The 20,931-nt window shown below is 64.2% G+C and carries 17 protein-coding genes; 4 read left to right on the top strand and 13 right to left on the bottom strand.

Features of this window, described 5'->3' with window-relative positions; all coding sequences use genetic code 11:
- Window positions 1–132: 132 nt before the first annotated feature.
- Both FJ954_RS28900 and leuA read right to left on the bottom strand, forming a co-directional pair.
- Window positions 133–1,908, bottom strand: coding sequence for a hypothetical protein (locus FJ954_RS28900; RefSeq protein WP_140617646.1), 1,776 nt, complete (start codon window positions 1,906–1,908; stop codon window positions 133–135).
- 251 nt (window positions 1,909–2,159) lie between these two features.
- Window positions 2,160–3,899, bottom strand: coding sequence for a 2-isopropylmalate synthase (gene leuA / locus FJ954_RS28895; protein WP_140665185.1), 1,740 nt, complete (start codon window positions 3,897–3,899; stop codon window positions 2,160–2,162).
- A gap of 392 nt (window positions 3,900–4,291) precedes the next feature.
- Here leuA and FJ954_RS28885 point away from each other — a divergent pair, with 392 nt between their 5' ends.
- The gene (locus FJ954_RS28885; RefSeq protein WP_140665180.1) at window positions 4,292–5,458 is read left to right on the top strand and encodes an ATP-grasp domain-containing protein; all 1,167 of its coding nucleotides are present in this window, start codon (window positions 4,292–4,294) and stop codon (window positions 5,456–5,458) included.
- Between the two features lie 3 nt (window positions 5,459–5,461).
- Window positions 5,462–6,238, top strand: coding sequence for an alpha/beta hydrolase-fold protein (locus tag FJ954_RS28880; RefSeq protein WP_015316013.1), 777 nt, complete (start codon window positions 5,462–5,464; stop codon window positions 6,236–6,238).
- A 39-nt stretch (window positions 6,239–6,277) separates the two neighbouring features.
- On the opposite strand, the gene FJ954_RS28875 is transcribed toward FJ954_RS28880, so the two are convergent.
- Window positions 6,278–7,813 (bottom strand): MFS transporter, encoded by a 1,536-nt coding sequence (locus FJ954_RS28875; protein ID WP_015316014.1) that lies wholly within the window; start codon window positions 7,811–7,813, stop codon window positions 6,278–6,280.
- A gap of 147 nt (window positions 7,814–7,960) precedes the next feature.
- Here FJ954_RS28875 and FJ954_RS28870 point away from each other — a divergent pair, with 147 nt between their 5' ends.
- Window positions 7,961–8,848, top strand: a complete 888-nt coding sequence (locus FJ954_RS28870) for a LysR family transcriptional regulator (RefSeq protein WP_140665177.1) — start codon at window positions 7,961–7,963, stop codon at window positions 8,846–8,848.
- Window positions 8,849–8,871: 23 nt separating this feature from the next.
- Here FJ954_RS28870 and FJ954_RS28865 read toward each other — a convergent pair whose 3' ends face one another.
- From FJ954_RS28865 to FJ954_RS28850, 4 genes are all read right to left on the bottom strand, one after another.
- Window positions 8,872–9,975: an AbrB family transcriptional regulator gene (locus tag FJ954_RS28865; protein ID WP_140665174.1), complete on the bottom strand. Its 1,104-nt coding sequence runs from the start codon at window positions 9,973–9,975 to the stop codon at window positions 8,872–8,874.
- An 80-nt stretch (window positions 9,976–10,055) separates the two neighbouring features.
- Entirely contained in the window at window positions 10,056–10,364 is a 309-nt protein-coding gene (locus FJ954_RS28860; RefSeq protein WP_023770344.1) for a putative quinol monooxygenase, read from the bottom strand.
- A gap of 58 nt (window positions 10,365–10,422) precedes the next feature.
- Window positions 10,423–11,208 (bottom strand): SDR family oxidoreductase, encoded by a 786-nt coding sequence (locus FJ954_RS28855; RefSeq protein WP_140665172.1) that lies wholly within the window; start codon window positions 11,206–11,208, stop codon window positions 10,423–10,425.
- A 71-nt stretch (window positions 11,209–11,279) separates the two neighbouring features.
- Complete coding sequence (locus FJ954_RS28850; RefSeq protein ID WP_140617654.1) at window positions 11,280–11,717, bottom strand: DsrE family protein; 438 nt, start codon at window positions 11,715–11,717, stop codon at window positions 11,280–11,282.
- Window positions 11,718–11,818: 101 nt separating this feature from the next.
- Between FJ954_RS28850 and FJ954_RS28845 the strand changes: the two genes are divergently transcribed.
- Window positions 11,819–12,916: a hypothetical protein gene (locus tag FJ954_RS28845; RefSeq protein WP_140665170.1), complete on the top strand. Its 1,098-nt coding sequence runs from the start codon at window positions 11,819–11,821 to the stop codon at window positions 12,914–12,916.
- Window positions 12,917–13,087: 171 nt separating this feature from the next.
- Here the strand turns inward: FJ954_RS28845 and FJ954_RS28840 are convergent, their stop codons facing one another.
- The 6 genes from FJ954_RS28840 to FJ954_RS28815 all read right to left on the bottom strand — a co-directional run bounded on the left by FJ954_RS28840 (window position 13,088) and on the right by FJ954_RS28815 (window position 20,920).
- Complete coding sequence (locus FJ954_RS28840; RefSeq protein ID WP_140617656.1) at window positions 13,088–14,035, bottom strand: cation diffusion facilitator family transporter; 948 nt, start codon at window positions 14,033–14,035, stop codon at window positions 13,088–13,090.
- 5 nt (window positions 14,036–14,040) lie between these two features.
- Window positions 14,041–16,230 carry an anthranilate synthase gene (locus FJ954_RS28835; RefSeq protein WP_140665167.1) on the bottom strand — a complete coding sequence of 730 codons (2,190 nt, stop codon included), beginning with the start codon at window positions 16,228–16,230 and terminating at the stop codon, window positions 14,041–14,043.
- A gap of 221 nt (window positions 16,231–16,451) precedes the next feature.
- Window positions 16,452–17,507: a succinylglutamate desuccinylase/aspartoacylase family protein gene (locus FJ954_RS28830; protein WP_140665165.1), complete on the bottom strand. Its 1,056-nt coding sequence runs from the start codon at window positions 17,505–17,507 to the stop codon at window positions 16,452–16,454.
- An 87-nt stretch (window positions 17,508–17,594) separates the two neighbouring features.
- Window positions 17,595–18,770, bottom strand: coding sequence for an MFS transporter (locus FJ954_RS28825; RefSeq protein ID WP_140665162.1), 1,176 nt, complete (start codon window positions 18,768–18,770; stop codon window positions 17,595–17,597).
- A gap of 300 nt (window positions 18,771–19,070) precedes the next feature.
- Entirely contained in the window at window positions 19,071–20,447 is a 1,377-nt protein-coding gene (locus tag FJ954_RS28820) for an FAD-containing oxidoreductase (RefSeq protein ID WP_140665253.1), read from the bottom strand.
- A gap of 11 nt (window positions 20,448–20,458) precedes the next feature.
- A complete protein-coding gene (locus FJ954_RS28815; protein ID WP_140665160.1) occupies window positions 20,459–20,920 on the bottom strand; it encodes a DUF4126 domain-containing protein in 462 nt (153 codons plus the stop codon).
- Window positions 20,921–20,931: the final 11 nt, after the last annotated feature.

Below are 20,931 nucleotides of genomic sequence, written 5' to 3'. Positions count from 1 at the left end.
ACGACTGGCGTTTGCGCTCTCTCGACCTTGCGAAGTCGCCTGACAAAGCCGACAAATCCGTCGTATCGGGGGTTTGCCACCTGCTTTCGGCGGCAACAATTCGGTTGGTCCAAACAACCCGTTGGTGGGACGTCAGCTCGCGTTGCCGAGGCCCGCCGCGCGCAGAGCCCCAACCAGCCGCTCGGTCAGATCGGGCGGATATTTCCGGTCGATGAAGGTCGCGCGCGGATCGGCGGTGAATTTCGGAAATTTGGCGGTTAGCTCGTCGAGCAGCTTGCGCGCCAGATTGTCCTGGCCGGCGATCTTGGCACCGATCAGCCGGGCTGCAAGATAGTGCGATTTGGTTGCGGTTGTTCTCAAAGAGGAACTGGCGATGGCGGCCTTGTTCGTGTCGCCAAGCATGAGTTCGCCGGCGAAAAGTCCGAAATCCCACCATGTCGGATGACCGCTGGAGGCGTCCACCGCCTGGGCCAGGATCGGCGTCCCCTCGGCATACCTGCCAGCGAAAATCAACCCATAGCCGTAAGCTGCGGCCATGGCGAGATCGTAGGGATTGAGGTCATAGGCCTTGCGCATCCAGCGCAGCGCCTCGTCAGCGTTGCCAAGACGCGAATTGATGTAGCCGTAGGAGCGATGCGCATAAGGACTGGTCGGTCCCATCTGCACGGCGCGATGGGCAAATGTCATCGCCTTCTCGATCGTGGCATCCGGCGGATAGGCGTAGTGGTCGTTCACGGCCTCCAGGTGCAGCGAAGCGAGTTCCGAGTAGACCAGCGGTGACTTGGCGCCGCGTTCGGCGAGGGTTTCGAGGCAGCGATAGGCGGCCTCGTGGGTCCGGGCGTTCTGGTCGAGATAATATTTGTCGTTGAGCGTCAGGCATTGCGTGAGGACGGTCTGAATGCCGCTCTGTTCGATATAGCTGTAGATCGTGCCGGAAGCGGGAAGAGCGGACGTCAAAATGCCGGCTATACGGTTCTCGACGGCGGTCGGTGCGCTGTCGGCGGCGGTCAGGTTGCGCGACAAAAGCACCCGTCCGGTCGCCACGCTCTGCAGTTCAATCGTGATTTCGCCCGTATCCGGCCCAGGCAGAATATCGAAGATGAAGCTTGTGGCATTGGTGGCCGGATCGGTCGTGGCGACCGCGTCGCGACCGATGAAGTCGATCGTATCGAAACCGCTCAGGCCGGCGCGCAGCGATGCGGCGACACGGCTGGCATCCGTGCCACTGGCCTTGACGGCGATGTAGACGAGCGGCAAGGCCTCGCTGGCGGGAGACGGCTCGATGCTGCCGGTGAGGCCTGCGGTCTCGAGCGTGGCCGCAAGGTCGCCGCCTGCCAGCAGCGCACCGCTGCCCTGACGCAGGATCAGAACACCAAGCATGGCGATGACGACGGCGATCGCCATCCAGAAGAATCTGAGGTGACGTGCCACCGACGGCGCCGGCGCAACCATCGGTGCCAGTAAGGCAGGGGCCGCAATGGCACTCTCGGCAGTGCCGCGTTGCGCCGATGGAGCCGCCGCCGCTCCCGTCTGGATGGCGAGTTCGGCCGTCTCAGGCAAGCGGATCGCATTGAGCTCGTAGGCCGGGACATAGCCGCCGCGCGGAATGGCTATGCGGACAGGCTCGGCAACACCTTCATTGGCGAAATATTGCTGCAGCAAGTCGCGCAGCCGGCCGGCCTGAACCCGCACCACCGCATCGGTCGAAGGATCGAAATCGCCGTCCTTGCCGAAGACATCCATGGCGATGGAAAAGCCCTTGAGCCTGTCGGCTTCGCCTGCCTGTTCGCGCTCGACAAGATAACGCAACAGCTTGCGTGCCCGTTCGGATCTTCCGAACGTTTCGCTGGCAAGCAGTCGCTCCAATGTTTCGCGCACTGCGGGGGCGGCAGGCGTGGCATGCTGCAAGTGTCGATCCTCTCGAAGTCGGCACAGGTTAAGGCACGGATCATATAATGCCCGCACCGCCATACAAGTATACACCCATTATGCGATCGCGTACCCCACCGGATATTTTCCCGGTGGTTAATGAGCCGCGCGCGACAGGATAGCCAGGATGCCGGAGCAATCCTTATTGAATCCCATGGATGCCAAGACCTTGTTCAGGCCCGAAGGATGGCGGCGCGAGAGCCAATCCCGGCTCTCGCGCCGACGGTAAACTATCGCGCGTTGCGGCCGACGATACGATTGGCCGCTGACGTTACCGCTTCCAGTGAGGCAGCGACGATGTTGGTGTTGATGCCGGCGCCGAACAGCTTGCCGCCGGGATATTCCATCTCGACATAGGAGATAGCCGACGCATTCGAGCCGCGCTGCATCGAATGCTCGGAATAATCGAGCACCGACATCTCGACGCCGACATGGCGTGACAGCGCATCGACGAAGCCGTCGATCGGGCCGGTGCCGGTGCCTGATATCGTCACTTCCTTGCCGTTGTCGAGGATAACCGCCTCGACCACGCGCCGGCCCTTCACCTCGGTGGCCGGGTAAGTGTGATGATCGAGGAATTTCAGGCGGGCGCCAGGCTGGTCGACATAGGTTTCGAGGAAGCGGTCATGAATACGCTTGGCCGGCACTTCCTTGCCTTCGGCGTCGGTGATCGCCTGGATAGCCTGACTGAATTCGATCTGCAGGTTGCGCGGCAAATTGAGGCCGTAATCGGCCTGCAGCACATAGGCAATGCCGCCCTTGCCCGACTGCGAGTTGATGCGGATGATGGCCTCATAGCTGCGGCCGACATCGGCCGGATCGATTGGCAGGTATGGCACTTCCCAGTGCGGTGTGTTGGCCTTCTTCAAGGCCTTCATGCCCTTGTTGATGGCGTCCTGGTGCGAGCCGGAAAAAGCAGTGTAGACGAGTTCGCCGACATAGGGGTGGCGCTCGGGAATCTTCAGCTGGTTCGAATATTCGTAGACATCCTTCATCCGGTTGATGTCGGAGCAGTCGATGCCCGGATCGACGCCTTGCGTGTACATGTTGAGCGCCAAGGTGACGATGTCGACATTGCCGGTGCGCTCGCCATTGCCGAACAGCGTGCCCTCGACGCGGTCGGCGCCAGCCATCAAGCCGAGTTCGGTGGTGGCGATGCCGGTGCCACGATCATTGTGCGGATGCAGCGAGATGATCAGGTTTTCGCGGTTGTCGAGATTGCGGCACATCCACTCGATGCGGTCGGCATAGATGTTGGGCGTCGACATCTCGACCGTCGACGGCAGGTTGATGATCAGCTTGTTGTCGGGTGTTGGCCTGACGATCTCGGTGACGGCGTTGCAGATCTCCAGAGCGACCTCGAGTTCGGTGCCGGTGAAGCTCTCCGGCGAATATTCGAAGCGATAGCCGCCGCCGGCCTTGGCAGCCATGTCGGTGATCATCTTGGCCGCGTCGGTCGCGATACGCTTGATGCCGCCGACATCTTTCTCGAAGACGACGCGACGCTGCAACTCGCTGGTCGAGTTGTAGAAATGCACGATCGGGTTGGTGGCGCCCTTCAGCGCCTCGAAGGTGCGGCTGATCAGTTCAGGCCGGCACTGCACCAGCACCTGCAACGACACATCGGCCGGCACGTTGCCTTGCTCGATGCACCAGCGCGCGAAGTCGAAATCGGTCTGCGAAGCCGAGGGGAAGCCGATCTCGATTTCCTTGAAGCCCATGTCGAGCAGCAGGCCGAACATGCGCGCCTTGCGCTCGTGGCCCATCGGATCGATCAGCGCCTGGTTGCCGTCGCGCAGGTCGACCGAGCACCAGATCGGCGCCTTGTCGATCACCTTCGAGGGCCAGGTCCGGTCGGTGAGGCCGACGGTCGGGTAGGGTTGATATTTGCGGGCTGCGTCCGGCATGCCCCGGCCAACTTGCTTGCCGGTCGCGGCCTCGCTGGCGCGGATGTCTTCTCGTGCGTTCATCGTTGTTTCTCCCGGCGGCTGGCGGGTCCACCTTTCAGGCGGATGTGGAGCCAAGCGGCGCCTTTACCAGAATTTCGTTCGCTTGATATGATTTGCCAAGGAGCATGCGCTTGCGCGGCGGTTCGACCGCCGGGCGCTCCTTCAGCGAACCCGGCGATCGCCGATAAGAAGCAGGGTCGAGGCAAGCGCGCGCACGGTCTCGCCGGCAAAGCCGGTCTGACGGGAAGCGGTGGTGGGGCGCGTGTTCATGGCCGCTCTCATACAGGAGCGGCCTGTTGGAGGCAAGCGGGCCGGCCTCCGTCGAATTTTATCTTAACGCGGATGCTCTTCCCCGCGCGCCGCAAATGCGCCAGACTTGGCTTCCGGCGGGGTGCCGTCGGCAGGGGGCGTTCATGAATTTCGTGTTCTTCTCGCCGCATTTTCCCGCCAATGGCGCCGATTTCTGCGACCGGCTGAAGAAGGCCGGCGCGACCGTGCTCGGTATTGGCGATGCGCCCTATGATGCGCTCGACGGCAAGCTGAAGCAGGCGCTTTCGGAATACTATCGCGTCGCCGACATGGAGGATTACGAGCCGGTGTTCCGGGCGATAGGCCATTTCATCCACAAATGGGGCCGCATCGACCGGTTCGAATCGCTCAACGAGCACTGGCTGGAGCTGGAAGCCAACATCCGCACCGACTTCAACATCTACGGCACCAAGCTCGATTTCGTGAAGAATCTGAAGCGCAAGAGCCGCATGCGCGCCTTCTTCCGCAAGAGCGGTGTCGAGACGATCGCGCAGCGCAAATGCTCCGACCGGGCCGGCGCCATGACCTTCATCCGCCGCGTCGGCTACCCCGTGGTGGTGAAGCCGGATTCGGGCTCCGGCGCTTCGAACACGTTCAAGATCTCCAATGCGAAAGAGCTCGACCAGTTCTTCCGGGACAAGCCGGAGGACGTGACCTTCGTCATGGAGCAGTTCATCGAAGGGCTGGTGGTGACCTATGACGGATTGATCAACCGCGACGGCGAGGTGGTGCTGGCGGCCAGCCATCGCTACGACCAGAGCGTCATGGACGTGGTCAACAAGGACCGCCACATGAGCTACACCTGCTTTCCTCGGATCAGGCCTGCCGTCGAGGAGGCCGGCCGCAAGATCCTGAAAGCATTCGACGTGCGCGAACGCTTTTTCCATATCGAATTGTTCGAGACCAGGGACGACCGCATCATCGCGCTGGAGGTCAACATGCGGCCGCCCGGCGCCTGGATGACCGACGCGATCAACTACACGTTCGACATCGATGTCTACGCGGCATGGGCGGACATGGTGGTCAAGGATGCCGTCGGCGGCCCCTATGAGGGCAAGTATTTCACCGCCTATGCCAGCCGCAAGCGCCACCTCGACTATTTGCATAGCCACGCGGACGTGCTAGCCGCCCACCGCGACAAGATCGTCCATCATCAGCCGATAGAAGAGGTTTTCAGCCGGGCCATGGGAAATTACGCCTACCAGATGCGCTCGAAGGATCAGGCTGATCTGCGCGAGGCGGTGGCCTATATCCACGCCGAAAAGGCTTGAGGCATGGACATTTCCTATCACAAGGTCTTCGCCCGCAATCTCGGCCGCGACATGGAGTACAAGCGCTACGGGCATGCCGGCCGGCCGGTCGTGGTGTTCCCGACCTCGCAGGGCCGGTTCTACCAGTTCGAAGATTCCGGCGGAGCGGGGGCGCTCGCCGAGTTCATCGATACCGGCCGCATCCAGCTGTTCACCGTCGACGGCATCGATACAGAATCCTTCTTCGCCAGGGATGTCGATGCCGTGCATCGCATCGACCGGCACGAGGCCTATTTCCGCTATCTGCGCGAGGAGGCGCTGCCGGAATTCCTGGAAACCGCCGCGCAAGCCAATGGCGGACGGCGGTTGAAGCCGCTGTTCTCGGGCTGTTCGATGGGCGGCTACCATTCCTCGAACTTCGTCTTCCGGTTTCCCGAGCTCGCCAGCGGCGTCATCTCGCTGTCGGGTGTCTATTCGGCCCGCGATTTCTTCGGCAAGGCGCTCGACGGCGACATCTTCTACAATTCGCCGCTCGATTATCTGCCAGGGATCGTCGACCCGAAACTGCTGGCGCGGCTGAAGGCGCTCAGGCTGATCTTCTGCTGCGGGCAGGGCGCATGGGAAGAGCGCATGCTGGTCGAGACCCGCCAGCTGGAACAGATACTGCGCGACAAATCCATTCCGGCCTGGGTCGACTATTGGGGCGGCGACGTCAGCCATGACTGGCCGTGGTGGCACAAGCAGCTGGCTTATTTCTTCGGCCGCTGGCTGGATGACGATCTGATGCACAGGCTGGACTAAGGTGCATTGATATTCAGCTGGCCTGCGAATGGCTGACGCCTACCCCTCCTGGCAGGCCGGCAGGGGTGCGGTCTGGTGCTCCGCCGCGGATCCGCGGCGCAGACCGAGAAAGACGACGAGGGCGGTGACGATGGTGATTGCCGCCAGCACGATCAGCAGCCTGTCGAACGCCGTTTCGTAGGCCTCGACCAGCACGGCGGCGCCAGCCGCCGGCAAATGGTGCGCGGTTCCACCGACATTGCCGGTCACCAGCAATTGCGCCGCGGCGGCCGCGTCGCTGGAAGGCGCAGCGCCCCGAGCGGCGAGTTGCGCGGCGGTAAAGCCTGACAGGGTCGCCATGACGATGGCCAGCGCCACACCTTCGCAAGCGACACGGGTGGTGTTGAAGATGCCGACCGCCATCCCGGCCCGCTCCGTCGGCACGACGCTGACGGCGAGCCCGTCCATCAACCCCCAAGGCAAGGCGATGCCGACGCCGATCAGGATCAGTGGCGCGACCAGCGCAACCTCAACCGGGGGCGTCAGGCTCAGCCAGACCAGGCCGGCCGCCGCGACGAGCAGGCCGACGCCGCAGATCGTGGCCGGAGCGATCCAGCGCGCCAGCTGGCCGGCGAGCAAGGGCAGGAACAACAACGGTCCGGAGAGGCAGATCATCAATTGCCCGGCCTTGATCTCGCTCATCCCCTCGATGCCGATGAAGCGGATCGGTAAAAGTACGAGCAGGACGACGAAGCCATAGGCGGGCGCCGCCGCAAGAAACTGGACGCCGACGAAGCGAGGAAAGCGAAACAGGGTGAGATCGAGCATCGGCCGGCGCACGCGCCGCTCGGCGACGACAAACAGCACAAAGCAAAGGACGGCGACGCCGAGAAGCGTTGCCACCAGCGGGTCGGTCCAGCCGCTCTGGGGTGCCTGGAGCACGCCATAGGTCAGCGAGGCCAGCGCGAAGGTGAACGTGGTGGCGCCCGCCCAGTCGAGGCCGGTCGCATCCGGATCACGCGATTCCCTGATGGTGCGCAGGCCGAGGGTTGCCGAGGCAGCCGCGAGCGCCATCACCAGAACAAAGATCGACCGCCAGCCGAAGGCGGCGATGAGCAGGCCGGAGGCGATCGGGCCGAAGGCCAGCCCGATGCCGAAACTGGTGCCGAGAAAGGAGAAGGCGCGCAGCCGCGATGGTCCCTCGAATTCCTGGGCAAGTGCGGAGGCGCCGCCAGCGAAGGCCAAGGCACTGCCGAGCCCTTGCGCGGCCCTGAAGACGTCAAACCTGGTGATGTCGGACGCCAGCATCGCGCCGAGCGAGGCGATAATGTAGAGGGCGAGACCGACGAGGAAGATCCGCTTGCGGCCATGATTATCGGCCAGCGCTCCGGCCGCCATCAGGCTGGCGGCGAAGGTCAGCATAAAGGCGTTGGTCACCCAGTTGAGCGCGATCGGGCTGCCGCCGAGATCGGCCGCGATGCGGGAGAGCGCGACGGCCGGGCCGGTGAAGGTCAGAGGCATCGTCATAGCGGCGAGGCATACCGACAGGAGCACGAGCCATCGCTCGGCCGGGCCGGTGGTGGTCTTCAAGGTCATGGGTTTTTCCTATCTGAGCGGTCTGCGCAGGCATGCGCGCAACCGCGGCGCCGATCATGCGGACCAAGATAGGTCAGAGACAGATCAGGAATAATAGTATTAAATATCCTGATATAACGGACGGAAACGCTCGAATGGAGCAGCATGATGGATCGCCTCAGCGGCCTTCTGGCTTTCGCCCGCACCGCCGAGTTCGGCAGCTTCGTCGCCGCCGGCCGGGCGCTCGGCATCTCCGCTTCAGCGGTCGGCAAAAGCGTCGCGCGGCTCGAACAGGAACTCGGCGTGCGGCTGCTGCAGCGCTCCACGCGGCGGATCGGCCTGACGGAGGAGGGCAAGCTGTTCAACGAGCGCGTGCGGCGCATCCTCGACGACATCGACGATGCCGAGGCGATGCTGTCGCGGACAAGGGAGACGCCGCGTGGGCGGTTGCGCGTCTCCACCCCGATCGTCACCTACCATCTTTTGCTGCCGGTGCTGTCGGAGTTCATGGCCCGCTATCCCGAGATCGAGCTCGATATCGATTTCAACGACCGGATCGTCGACGTCATCGAGGAAGGCATCGACGTCGCCATCCGCAGCGGCGAGCTGCCTGATTCACGATTGGTGTCCAGACCCATTGCGCCCTTCCGCATGCTGCTGTGCGCGGCTCCCTCCTACCTCGATCGCCATGGCACTCCCGGTGTGCCGGCGGATCTCATCAGGCATTTCGGCATAAACTTCCGCTATCTCAACAGCGGCAGGCTGCTGGACTGGCCGTTCATTACCGGGAGCGCCCAACCGCTGATCCGTTCAATGTTGACCTGCAACAACATGGAAGCTTTGAAAGGCGCCACGATCGCCGGACTCGGCATCGCCTGCATGCCCGATTTCCTGGTGCGGGACGCGTTGCGCGAGGACCGGCTGCGCACCGTGCTCGACGATCATGTCGACGGCCGTGGCCAGTTCCGGATGCTATGGCCCTCCAATCGCCATCTGTCGCCAAAGGTGCGGGTTTTCGTCGATTTCCTGCCCGAACGCCTGGCAGCCGCGCGATAGCGGTGCCCTGGTGGCAGCCCTCATCATTCCCGGATGCTTCTGGCTACCAGCCGGGCAATGCTGGGGCCGACAAGCAGCACGATCAGGAAGCGCGCCGACTGCAGGGCCATGACAAAGGAGATGTCGACGTTCTGCGCGGCGGCGGCGATGATGGCGACGCTGTCCATGCCGCCAGGGCTGGTCGCCAGATAGGCGGTCAGCGGGTCGACGCCGGCGAGCCGGCTGATGAGGAAGGCAAGGCCGCCGCAAAACGCGATCAGCGCGATGATCGAAGCGATGATCTGCGGCAAAGCGCGTGCCGCGTGGCGCAGGATCGGCCTGGTGAAGTTCAGGCCGATCGCCCAGCCGACCGTCGCGTAACTGACCGCCAGCAGCCATTGCGGCAATTGCATCGGCACCCCGAGGCCGAGATGGATGACTGTGCCGAAGATGAAGCTGCCGAGGAAGAAGGGCGAAGGCAGCCGGCAAAGCCTGCCCGCGAGGCCGCCGATGAGCGCCATGCCGATGGTGGCGGCGAAGGGTTGCGGATCGATCTCGGGGAACCAGATAACGGGCGGGACCTCGATGCCCGAGGTGTCGACCCACATCTTGGCGACGAGGGCTGCCGTCATCGAGACGAAGATGACGCGCAGATACTGCATGAAGGCGACAAGGCGCTGGTCGGCGCCGAAGGCGCCGGCCATCAGCACCATGGCGGTGGCGGCCCCCGGCGAAGAACCCCAGACGGCGGTGGTGCCCGGCAGGATGCGCCAGCGGCTGATCAGCCAGCCAAGCAGGCTCGAGGCCGCGACGGTGGCGATCACCACGCCGAGGAACAGCGGCCATTCCTTGTAGAAGACCGGGAAGATATCGGCCGAGATCGAAGCCGCGACGAGGCAGCCGACGACAGCCTGGGCGGCGCCGAACAGAAGCCGCGGCACACGCACCGCGGCACCGTTGGTGCCGGCGACGATGGCCGCCAGCATCGGTCCGATCAGCAGCGCCGCCGGCAAAGCGGCGAGTTCCAGCGCGCCGGCGAAGAGCGCGGAGATGACCAGCAGGATGAGCCACTGCCAAGGCTTGCTCAGCCGCGTCATGCGCTCGATGGCGGGTTGGTCGGAAGATGGCTGCTCGGCCTCGGAATCCATGTTCTGGTCTTAACCCCAGACGCGAAAAATGCGAACGCAAGTGCGCCTGAAAAAGCACGTTTCCGCCTCGGGCGCCCGCCTTAGCCCGTTTTGGCTTCAGCCAAGCCGAAGCCGCCCACCGGATGCGTTTCCACCTGGAATTCGAAGCCGCCGATGAAGGGGCGCGCCTTGGCGATCGCCGCCTGGACTTCGGGAAGCTGCAGCGAGGCCTTGTGGCTCGCCTGATCGGTCCACACCTCGGTCACCCAGATCGCGTCGGCATCGGCCGGATCGGTGGCGATGATATAGCTCAGGCAGCCGGGCAGGGCGCCAGTGCTCTCACGCAGCACGGTCATGACTGCGTCGCGTTGGCCACGCGCCGCCCGCATCTTGCCGATCAGTCCATACATGTCCTCGTCTCCCCCTGGGTTGGCGCGAAAGGAGTGTGTCCAGTATGCCGGTCGCCGGTCAAGGCATCAACTGGCCGCCATTGACTTCGATCACCTGGCCGGTGACGTAGCCGCTCAACAGGTCCGATGAGAGGAACAGATAGGCGCCGACGCAATCTTGCGCCGTGCCGGCACGGCCCTGCGGGATGGTGGCGACCATGCCCTTCATCTGCTCGTCGGTCGAATAGCGTTCGTGGAAGGGGGTGAGGATGGTGCCCGGCGCCACGGCGTTGACGCGGATGCCGAAGCCGATCAGTTCCTTGGCCATGCCGCGCGTCACGTTGGAGACGAAGGCCTTGGCCGAGCCGTAAAGGCCGGCGCCGCCGCCCGCCCCGTTGCGCGCGGCGATCGACGAGGTGTTGACGATGAAGCCGCCCTGTTTTTTCAGCCACGGGATCGCCTTACGCGAGGCGGTCAGCACCGAGCGTGCGTTGAGGTCCATCACCGCGTCGTAATGCGCCTCGGTCTGCTCGGCGTAGGGCACGCGGCCAAGCATGCCGCCGGCATTGTTAACCAGCCCGTCGAGCCGGCCGAAATGCCGCGCGCTGTCCTCGACGACGCGTTCGACATCGGCAGGGAGAGAAAAGTCGCCTTGGACGAGGAACACCTCACCGCCGCCGTCGCGGATGGCCTGGCCGAGTTTCTCGGCGGCGTCGCGGCTGGAATTGTAGTGCAGCGCCACCTTGCATTCCTGCCCGGCATAAGCGAGCGCGAGCGCCGCGCCGATGCCGGTCGAGGCGCCGGTGACCAGCACCGCCTTGCCGACGAGATCGGGGATGACAAGACCAAGGGCTGTCTCTGGCACTGCTGTTCCTCCGGGGGATTTCCGAGATTCTTGGCGGGTCTTGCCACCCTTGCATTCAAGTCAGTGCCGCTTCAAGGCCTGAGATAGACATAGCCCTGGCTTTGCAGTTCGGCGAGCTTGACGACGCCACCCCTGTCGGCGGCATGGAAGCCGTCGAGCAAATCGGCGAGCGTAATATCCATGCCGTGCATGGTGTTGCCGCAGGCATGCGGGTCGAGCCCTTGCTGGACAAGACCGGTAAAGCGCCCCGAAACCGCCGCCGATATGCCCTTCGACTTGAAGCCGGCAAGCGCCGGACCATGCACGACCAGCGCGATATCGACGTTGCCGCCCGTGCCCTCATAGTGGTTCTTGATGTTGCCGAGCACGAAATTGACCTTGTCGAGGTCGCTGAGGTGATAGGCGACCTTCAGCCTGGCAGGCTCGGTGGTTGCCGCCTGCACCGCCCGCAGGCCTAGAAGCGTCCCGGCTCCGGCGAGAGCCGCGTGGAACATGTCACGTCGGCGCATGGCGTGCCTCCCTGGCTTGCCGGCTCAGCGCGATTTGCGTGGCCGCGGCCGCAATACTAGCATAAATTGACGTTACGTCCTGTCGATGCGGAGAGGGGCACATGGCGTTCAGGGAATGGAAGACGTTTGCCAGCGCCGGATTTGGCGCCGCACTGCTTGGCGGACTTGTGGGTTCTGCTTTTGCCGACAATGCGCTCAAACTCACCGAACTCAGCCCCAACGGGGCGGACGCCTGTTTCGGCCGGGTCTATGACGCGGCGCACCTCAAGGCGCGTCCGAAGCAGAAGGTGACGCGGATTTTCTTCTACTACGGCCGTGATCCGGTCAGCCGTCCGAATGAGGAACCGAACGCGAATTCCGATACTTCCTACAATGGGTTCCTCACCACCACGGTGCGTGGCGCCAAGGCGCCGGAATGGGCCGGAGGCTGGTGCAATCACGAGTCCGAGGATGGCAAATCGGGCCCGATCCGTTGCGGCATGGACTGCGACCGTACGCTGGCGTCGCTGAAGGTCGACGGCAAGGGTCGGCTGATCCTGTCGGACCTGTCGTCCGATATCTACCTCGACGCCGGTTCGGAAGAAGAACTCGGCGCGGCTGAATACGACAGGCAGGCGCTTGGCAAGGAAGACGACAATTTCCGCCTCGATCCGATGCCGGCGGCGACCTGCAAGGCTGAATTCGCCCGCATCGATCCGATCGACCCGGCGCTCGGGCCGCCGCTTCGCGAGCGGCTCAAACCCGACCAGGCCTTCTGCTACGGGCGCGACTATGACGCTGCGCATATGAGTTCGCATCCCGAGCAACTGACGCAGTCGATCCGGGTGTTTCGAGGACCGGTCGAACTGGCGTCCTTCGCCTCGGGAGGCGACGCCGCGAGCTGGCCCGACGGCGCCGACATCGTGGTCTCGGTCACGACGCGGCAGAAGGGAGCCAAGGTCACGCAGACTTATTCATGCCAGGGCGAGGCCGATCAATGGCGTTGTGCCGCGAGTTCGAAGACGAGCAATTTCTCCTGCGACATCGCGCAAAAGGAAATCTTCCTCAAGCGTGGTGCCAACGGCGCCATCACGCTTGCCAACCCCAACAGCAGCCTGGCGGTCGTCGACCTGTGCTCGAAGGCGGCCGACGGCAAGACGATGTCCGACGACAAGGTCTATCGGCTGGAGCCAATGCCACAATCCGCCTGCGCGCCGTAACCAGCGTTTCGTCATCCTTGGGTCGCCGCTACGGAGCTGCGCTCCTGCTTCGCCCAAGGATGACGAAGTCGAGAAACTCCGGTTAGCTCTTTGTTTTTACGCAATTCCGGACGGAAAGCCGCTCACGCTTTCTTGGAATTGCTCTTCCAAGCTCAGCGACAGTGACCCGCCTCAGGCGAACGGCACCGCGGTCGTGCCCTTGGGCAGCTTGGCTTCGTCGTCGGGCTCGACATGGATGGTCACCCGCACCGAGGGGAGTTCGGCCTTCAGCGCGTCTTCGATGCGATCGCAGATGACATGGCTGGCGCCGACCGACATGTCGGCGTCGACGACCAGATGGAACTCGATGAAGGTGGCGCGGCCGGCGATGCGGGTCTTGAGGTCGTGCACCTCCATGGCGCCCTTGCAATTGGCCGAGATGATGTCGCGAATGCGCATGTGCTCCGCCGTGTCGACGGCCCGGTCCATCAGGCCGTTCATCGACGAGCCGATGACATGCCAGCCCTGCCACAGGATGTTGAGCGCGACGATAACGGCCAATGCCGGGTCGAGGATCTGCCAGCCGGTCAGGATCGCTCCGACGAGGCCGCCGAAGACGCCGACCGACGTCACCACATCGGTCATGATGTGATTGCCGTCAGCGACCAGCGCCGGCGATTTCTCCGCCCGGCCCGTGCGGATCAGCATCCAGGCCCAGAAGGCGTTGATGACGGTGGCGACGCCGTTGACGGCAAGGCCTTTCCAAGGCTGTTCGAGCGGCGCCGGGGCCTGCCAGGAGCGCCAGACTTCGTTCAGAATCAAAAGCGCGGCGAGCACGATCAGCACGCCTTCCAGCACGGCGGAGAAATACTCGGCCTTGTGATGGCCGAAGGGGTGGTCCTGGTCGGCCGGCTTGTGGCTGACCTGGATCGCCCAGAAAGCGGCAATCGACGCGATGACATTGACGATCGATTCCAGCGCGTCCGAATAGAGCGCGACGGAGCCGGTCACGTACCAGGCGGCGGCTTTCAGCGCGAGCACGACAAAAGCGACCACGATCGACCAGAAGGCAAGGTTGGCGACCTTGCGCTTCGCGGCCGCCCTGGCTGCGATCGCCATCGTGTTCTCGGCTTCGGCCATTGGCGTCAGGCTGCCTTTTCCTTGGCCTTTCGCGGCAAATGCGCGACGATGTTCTCGATGATGCGCATGCCGGCATTGTGGCCGAGCGTCATGATCGATTCCGGGTGGAACTGGACCGCGGCGATCGGCTCCTTGCGGTGCTCGAAGGCCATGATGACGCCGTCTTCCGTCTCGGCCGTAACCATGAAATCGTCGGGCAGGCGTACCGGATCGGCGAAGATCGAGTGGTAGCGGCCGACGGTGACTTCCTTGGGCAGGCCGGAGAAGATGATGCCCGGCTTCGAGACGCGGATACGCGACGGCTTGCCGTGCATGGGAATGTGCAACTGCCTGAGTTCTCCGCCATAGGCTTCCGCCAGTGCCTGCAGGCCGAGGCACACCCCGAAGATGGGCAGGTCGCGCGCGCGCGCCTTTTTGATGGTCGCGGCGCAGTCGAAGTCCTTCGGCGTGCCGGGTCCGGGTGACAGCACGACGAGGTCGGGCTTCAGCCGGTCGAAGATTTCCTCCGGCACCGGCGAGCGCACGGTCGAGACATTGGCGCCGGTCTGGCGGAAGTAGTTGGCCAGCGTATGGACGAAGGAATCCTCGTGGTCGACCAAAAGGATGTTGACGCCGTCGCCGACGCGCGCCGTGGTGCGCTCGGTGCTGGTCGAATTGCCCGTCTTGGCGTCGCGGATCGCGGAGAGCATGGCGGATGCCTTCAGTTCGGTTTCAGCTTCTTCTTCCTCTGGAATGCTGTCGAAGAGCAATGTAGCGCCGGCACGAACCTCGGCGATGCCGTCCTTGATGCGGATGGTGCGCAAGGTAAGGCCGGTATTCATGTCGCCGTTGAAGTTGACCATGCCGATCGCGCCGCCATACCAGGCGCGCGGGCTTTTCTCGTTCTGCTCGATGAAGCGCATGGCCCACAGTTTCGGTGCGCCGGTGACGGTGACCGCCCAGGCGTGCGAGAGAAACGCGTCGAAAGCGTCCATGCCTTCACGCAAGCGGCCCTCGATGTGGTCGACCGTGTGGATCAGGCGCGAATACATCTCGATCTGGCGGCGGCCGATGACGCGTACAGAACCCGGCTCGCAGACCCTGGACTTGTCGTTGCGATCGACGTCCGAGCACATTGTGAGCTCGGATTCGTCCTTCTTCGAATTGAGCAGCTTCAGGATCTGCTCGCTATCGGAAATGGCGTCGTCGCCGCGTTTGATGGTGCCGGAGATCGGACAGGTCTCGACGCGGCGGCCGTTGACGCGCACGAACATCTCCGGCGACGCACCGATCAGATATTCGTTCTCGCCCAGGTTGATGAAGAAGGAATAGGGCGACGGGTTGATGGACTTCAGCTTGCGCGAAATCTCGGAGGGCTGGGTCTCGCAGCGCTCGTAGAACATCTGACCGGGGACGACCTCGAACAGGTCGCCACGCTTGAACGAGTCCATCGCGCGGCGCACCAGATTGGCGTATTCGCCGGGCTCATGGTCGCCGCGTGGCGGGATGCGGTCGGCGGTCCTGAACGGCTCGGCGATTTGGTCGCGTGGCAGGCCTTCGGTCGAAAAACCTTCGCCCGCATAGTCGTAACGGTCGGTCCAGGCCTTGGCCGAGTAGTGGTCGACGACCAGGATCTCGTCGGGCAGGAACAACACCAGGTCGCGCTGGCTTTGCTTGCGCACGAGCGTGTGGTCGACCGGGTCGAACTGGAAGGCAAGGTCGTAGCCGAAGGCGCCGTAGAGACCAAGATTGGCGTCTTCCGCCGTCTTGAACAGCGCGGTGATGGCGCGCAGCACAGTGAAGACCGAGGGAACGCGGCTGCGTTCCTCCTCGGTGAAGACACGGCCGGGTTTGGCGACATCGAGGCGGATCAGCTTTTTCGAGGTCTCGGCGATCGTGACCTCGGCGAGGCCGCCCAGTGTCCTGCCGATGACCGGCAACAGCGCCTCGCCACGGCCGTTCAGCGCCTCGATACGCATGGCGCGGCCGCGTGCCGAGATGACCAGCGGCGGATCGATGATGGCCGTATCCCAGCGCGTGTAGCGGCCGGGATATTCGTAGTTCGAGGAAAATACCGCGCCCCGGCGCGAGTTCAGCCCCTCGACATAAGTGTCGATCGCGCCTTCATAGGGGCGGTCGTGGCGCTCGCGGGTGATGGTGATGCCACCCGCCGTCGCGAAGCTTTCAGCGCCGTTTTCCAGAACCTTCAACGTCATTGCCGTCTCCATCAGCTACTTGGGCAACGGACCCGGGAATGGCTTTAAAAAACAAATGGCCGCCCGGACATTCCGTTGCGGCCACCCTCTATTTTCACGCGCACGCGTTCGAACAGGCCGCTGTCAGCAGGCCCACCACCAAATGGTCTTGATCGAACGCATGTTCATGGCGATTCCCTTAGCGGCGATTGGGCGGCCGCGCAACTGGATTCGACGCAGGCTCAATCCTCCAGCGTGCCCGACCTTGCATCGGCGCTCTTCCTGTCGCCAACCAGTTTCAACAGGTCTTCGCCGGAGCGGATGATGCGGCGCGAGCGGCGGGTCAGGATGATGCCGTCCTGCGGCGCGAACACTTCCGTGCGGCCATCGGCTTCGCCTGGCGCGTGAACGATGGTAGCGAGCCGCGCGCCCCTGGTGACGCGGTCGCCGGGCTTGACGTCGTAGAGGACCGCACCGCCACGGGGCGCCGGCATCATGTCGATATTTTCCAGAGGTGCCGCGACGCCCTTGAAGGGGCCGGGCGCGGGCAGGGCGGTGTCGGATATCACGCCGCGCGCCACCAGCAGCCGGTAGAGGCCTTCGGCGTCGGACTTGGCCAGCGCGCCGTCGACATCGAGAATGCCGCGATATTCGACAGTGGTGGCGACGCGCCTGTCGAACTTCGCCACATCGGCCGATGCGTTCTGGTAGGGCATGATCGAAGCGCCCTCGAAGGTGCCGTCGGTGTCCTCGCTCCACAGCACCACGGCATCGACGCCCATGGCGGCGGCGCAATCGGCCATCCCGGGCCACAGGCTGGTGTGGACGTAGAGATAGGCAAGACCCTCATCGTCGCAGTGCAGGTCGAGAACGATGTCATGGCCGAGCGAAAGCTGCACCAGGCGCGACTTCAGCCGCTGGTCGGCGCCGCCAAAGGTGGCGTCCGGCAAGAGCCTGGCGTCGGGCGCGGCCAGCAGCGGAAAGCCGCGGTTGAAGTTGGTGCGGGTGCCCAGATGAAAGCGACCCTGGTGCTCGCCGAAATGGTATTGCGCGCGGCCGATCGGGTTGGCCCAGGGCACGATGGTGACGTTGCCCTTGATGCGACCCTCGGCCTCGGCCTTGTTCAGCATCGGCATCAATGCATCGACGGCGACGACGCCAGGCAATTCGCCGGCATGGAGCGCTGCCTGCAGGTAGGCCGAAGGTGCTGTCTTGTCGGCGCCGGCCAAGCGGAGCACCGGGAATTCGTAGGAAACGCCGTCGCTGTCGCCGGCGATGCGTTCGATCGATTTCTGCATGACGTTCTCCATGAAAGCGAGAAGACATGCCCATTGGAAGGTACCGATGTCGATTGGTCCAGCCCGCCGCGCTATGGGCGCAAGGGCCTATTCCGCGGCAGCGTGAAGCGTGACAGGCGCGCGCCTGTCCAGCGCCGCCGACAGCACCGCAGCGGCGACCGCCAGCAGGGCTAGCACCGCGCCGACCAGTGGCAAACCGGCATAGGAAACGCCTGATGACAGCGCCACGCCGCCGATCCATGCGCCGCCGGCATTGCCGACATTGAAGGCGCCTTGATTGAGCGTGGCTGCAAGGTTCGGTCCTTCGGAAGCCGCCTCGACGACCCGGATCTGCAGAGGTGGCACGACGACGAAGATGAGCAGGCCCCAGAGGAAGACGATGCCGATGGCAACGCTGGCGATCGCGCCGAACTGCATGAAGCCGACGAACAGCAGGGCCATCAGCAGCAAGGTGGCGATCACTGTCGGCATCAGTTTCCAGTCGGCAAGCCTGCCGCCGATGATGTTGCCGATGGTCATGCCGGCGCCGAACAGCAACAGCACCCAGGTGACAGCCGCGGTCGACAGGCCCGACACGTCGGTGAGGTATGGCTTTATGTATGTGAAGACGGCGAACAGGCTGGCCGAGGTCAGCGCCGCGATCAGCATCGCCAGCCACACTTGCAGCTTGCCGAGCACACGGACTTCGGCGCGCAGACCGCCGCCGCTCGGTTCCGTGACGTCGGACGGCACCAGCCAGGCGATGGCCGCGACCGAGATCAGGCCGATGCCGACCACGGCCAGAAAGGTGGCCCGCCAGCCGAAGGCTTCGCCGAGTGCGGTGCCTGCGGGAACCCCGAGGATGTTGGCGAGCGTCAGGCCCGCGAACATCAGCGCGATGGCGCTGGCGCGCTTGTTGCGCGGCACAAGGCTTGCCGCGACGACCGAGCCGATGCCGAAGAAGGCGCCATGGCCGAAAGCGGTGAAGACGCGCGCAGCCATCAGCAGCCAGTAATTGGGCGCGATGGCGCAGAAGAGGTTGCCGACGACGAACAGGGCTGCAAGTCCCACCAGCACGGGCTTGCGCGGCAAATGCGCGGTAGCCATGGCCACGACAGGCGCGCCGAAGACGACCCCCAGCGCGTAGCCGGTAACCAGCAGGCCGGCGGCGGGGATCGTCACGCCGAGATCGGCAGCGACCTCGGGCAGCAGGCCCATGATGACGAATTCGGTGGTGCCGATGCAGAAGGACGCAATGGCAAGCGCAAGGATCGGCAAAGGCATGGGAGGTCCAGACTGAATCGGTTCAATTTCAGACTGCGCGAGGATCCCTGCCGGGCGCAACAGACATTGCCGCAATGCAGCAATGCAGAAAGCGTGGAGCGGACGTCTCCTCTTCTACCGGCCCGACGCAGGCCGATCCTTCAAGGGCTGAAACGATGTCGCTTCGTCCCAGTTCTGCAGCCGGACACGTTATCTTGAAGCCTGCCGGTGCCCCAACAATAATTGCGTGATGACGACCGTGAAATCGCGGAGCCTTCGGCAAGACACAGGCGACGACAGAAGGGGCAGCGGCTGACAGTCTCACGCCAGCGGCTTCAGCTCCTGGGCGATGGTGGGCAGCAGCTCCGAGACGGTGGGATGGATGTGCACGGCTCGCGCCAGTGTGTCGACCGGCGCCTTGGCGTACATCAGGTCCAGCACGCAATGCACCGCCTCGTCACCGCCCGGACCGAGCACGGAGCAGCCGAGGATCTCCCTGGTGTCGGCGTCCACGAGGATCTTCATGAAACCCTGCGTCTCGCCCTTTTCGACGGCGCGGCCGACACGGGTCATCGGCCGCCGGCCGACCAGGGCGCGACGTCCGGATTTCCTCACCGCCGTCTCGGTCATGCCGCAACGGCCGAGCGGCGGATCGATGTAGAGCGCGTACGCCTCGATGCGGTCGCTGATCCTGCGCGGATCCTTGTCGAGCAGATTGGCGGCGACGATCTCATAGTCGTTGTAGGAGGTGTGGGTGAAGGCGCCCTTGCCGTTGCAGTCGCCCATCGCCCAGATGCCTGGCACGCTGGTGCGCAGCTGGTCGTCGACGACAACCGCGCCGCGTCCGTCGACCTCGACGCCCGCCTTGTCGAGGCCGAGATCGTCGGTATTGAGCGTTCGGCCCAGCGCCAGCAGCACATGCGAGCCGACCGCGGGCGGCTGGCCCGTGGAGAAACTCACGGCAATGTCCCCGCCCTGCTTGGCGAAGCCGATGTCGTCGGCGCCGACATGGACCGCGATCCCTTCATTTTCGAGGATCGACAGGATGGCGGCCGAGACGTCCTCGTCCTCGCGGCCGGTGAGGCGCGGGCTCTTTTCGATGACGGTGACTTCCGAACCGAAGCGGCGGAACATCTGCGCGAATTCGAGCGAGATGTAGCTGCCGCCGACGACGATCAGGTGGCGCGGCAAAACGTCGAGATCCATCATCGACGAGTTGGTCAGATAGTCGATGTCGTGGATGCCGGGCAGGTCCGGCACCGAGGCGCGGCCGCCGGTGTTGAGAAAGATCTTGTCGGCGGTCAACAGGTCGTCACCGACGCGCACCGTGTTGGCGGATTCGAAGCGTGCATGGCCGCGATAGAGCGTGCAGCGCTCCATTCCGGCGATCCAGGTCTCCAGATTGCCACGGGCGTCGTTGGTTACCTTGTCCTTGCGCGCCTTGATCCTACTATAATCGACCCCGACGGAGCCGGGGAACGTCACGCCATAGTCGGCAGCGCGCCGCGCCAGATGGGCGGCATAGGCGCTGGCGACCATGGTCTTGGTCGGCATGCAGCCGGTGTTGACACAGGTGCCGCCGACCAGCTTGCGCTCGATCAGCGCCACGCTCATACCGGCTGCCGTCAGGCGGCCCGCCAGGGGCGACCCCGCCTGGCCAGCGCCGATGATGATGGCGTCGAAGGTCCTTGCGTTCAAGGTCTGGGCCGTCATGCCACCGCCGCCACGATCAGCAGGCCGCCGATGATCGCCACCGCATCCTCGATGAAGGCCGCGGGCGGATCCTTGCCGAAAACGGCCGCCAGCCGGCCGCGCGCTTCGGCACCACCCAGCGTGCCGATGACCGCGCCGATCGCTCCGGCGATCAGGCACACGATAGTGGCGCCGCTGGTCGCGCCGATCACCGCCCCGCTGAACGCGCCGAGCAGGATGCGGGCGCCGAACTGCTGCGGGACCTTGCGGCTTGGCGTCGACGGCAGCTGGTCGGTGACCAGTTCGACTATGGCCAGGACGGTGAAGATGCCGACAGCCGCCCAATGGCCCATGAAGCTCGCCCAGGTGCCGGCAACCGGCAGCCAGCCGAGATAGGCGCCACAGGCAACGGCGGCAGGTGCCGTCATGGCGCGCAGGCCGGCAATGACGCCGATCAGGAGTGCAAGAATGTAGAGCATGGTCGATCCCC

This window comes from Mesorhizobium sp. B2-3-15, assembly GCF_006442875.1.
Lineage (GTDB): Bacteria > Pseudomonadota > Alphaproteobacteria > Rhizobiales > Rhizobiaceae > Mesorhizobium > Mesorhizobium australicum.
The sequence above is the reverse complement of the archived record's forward strand: the minus strand, read 5'-3'. Positions and strand labels throughout refer to the sequence as shown.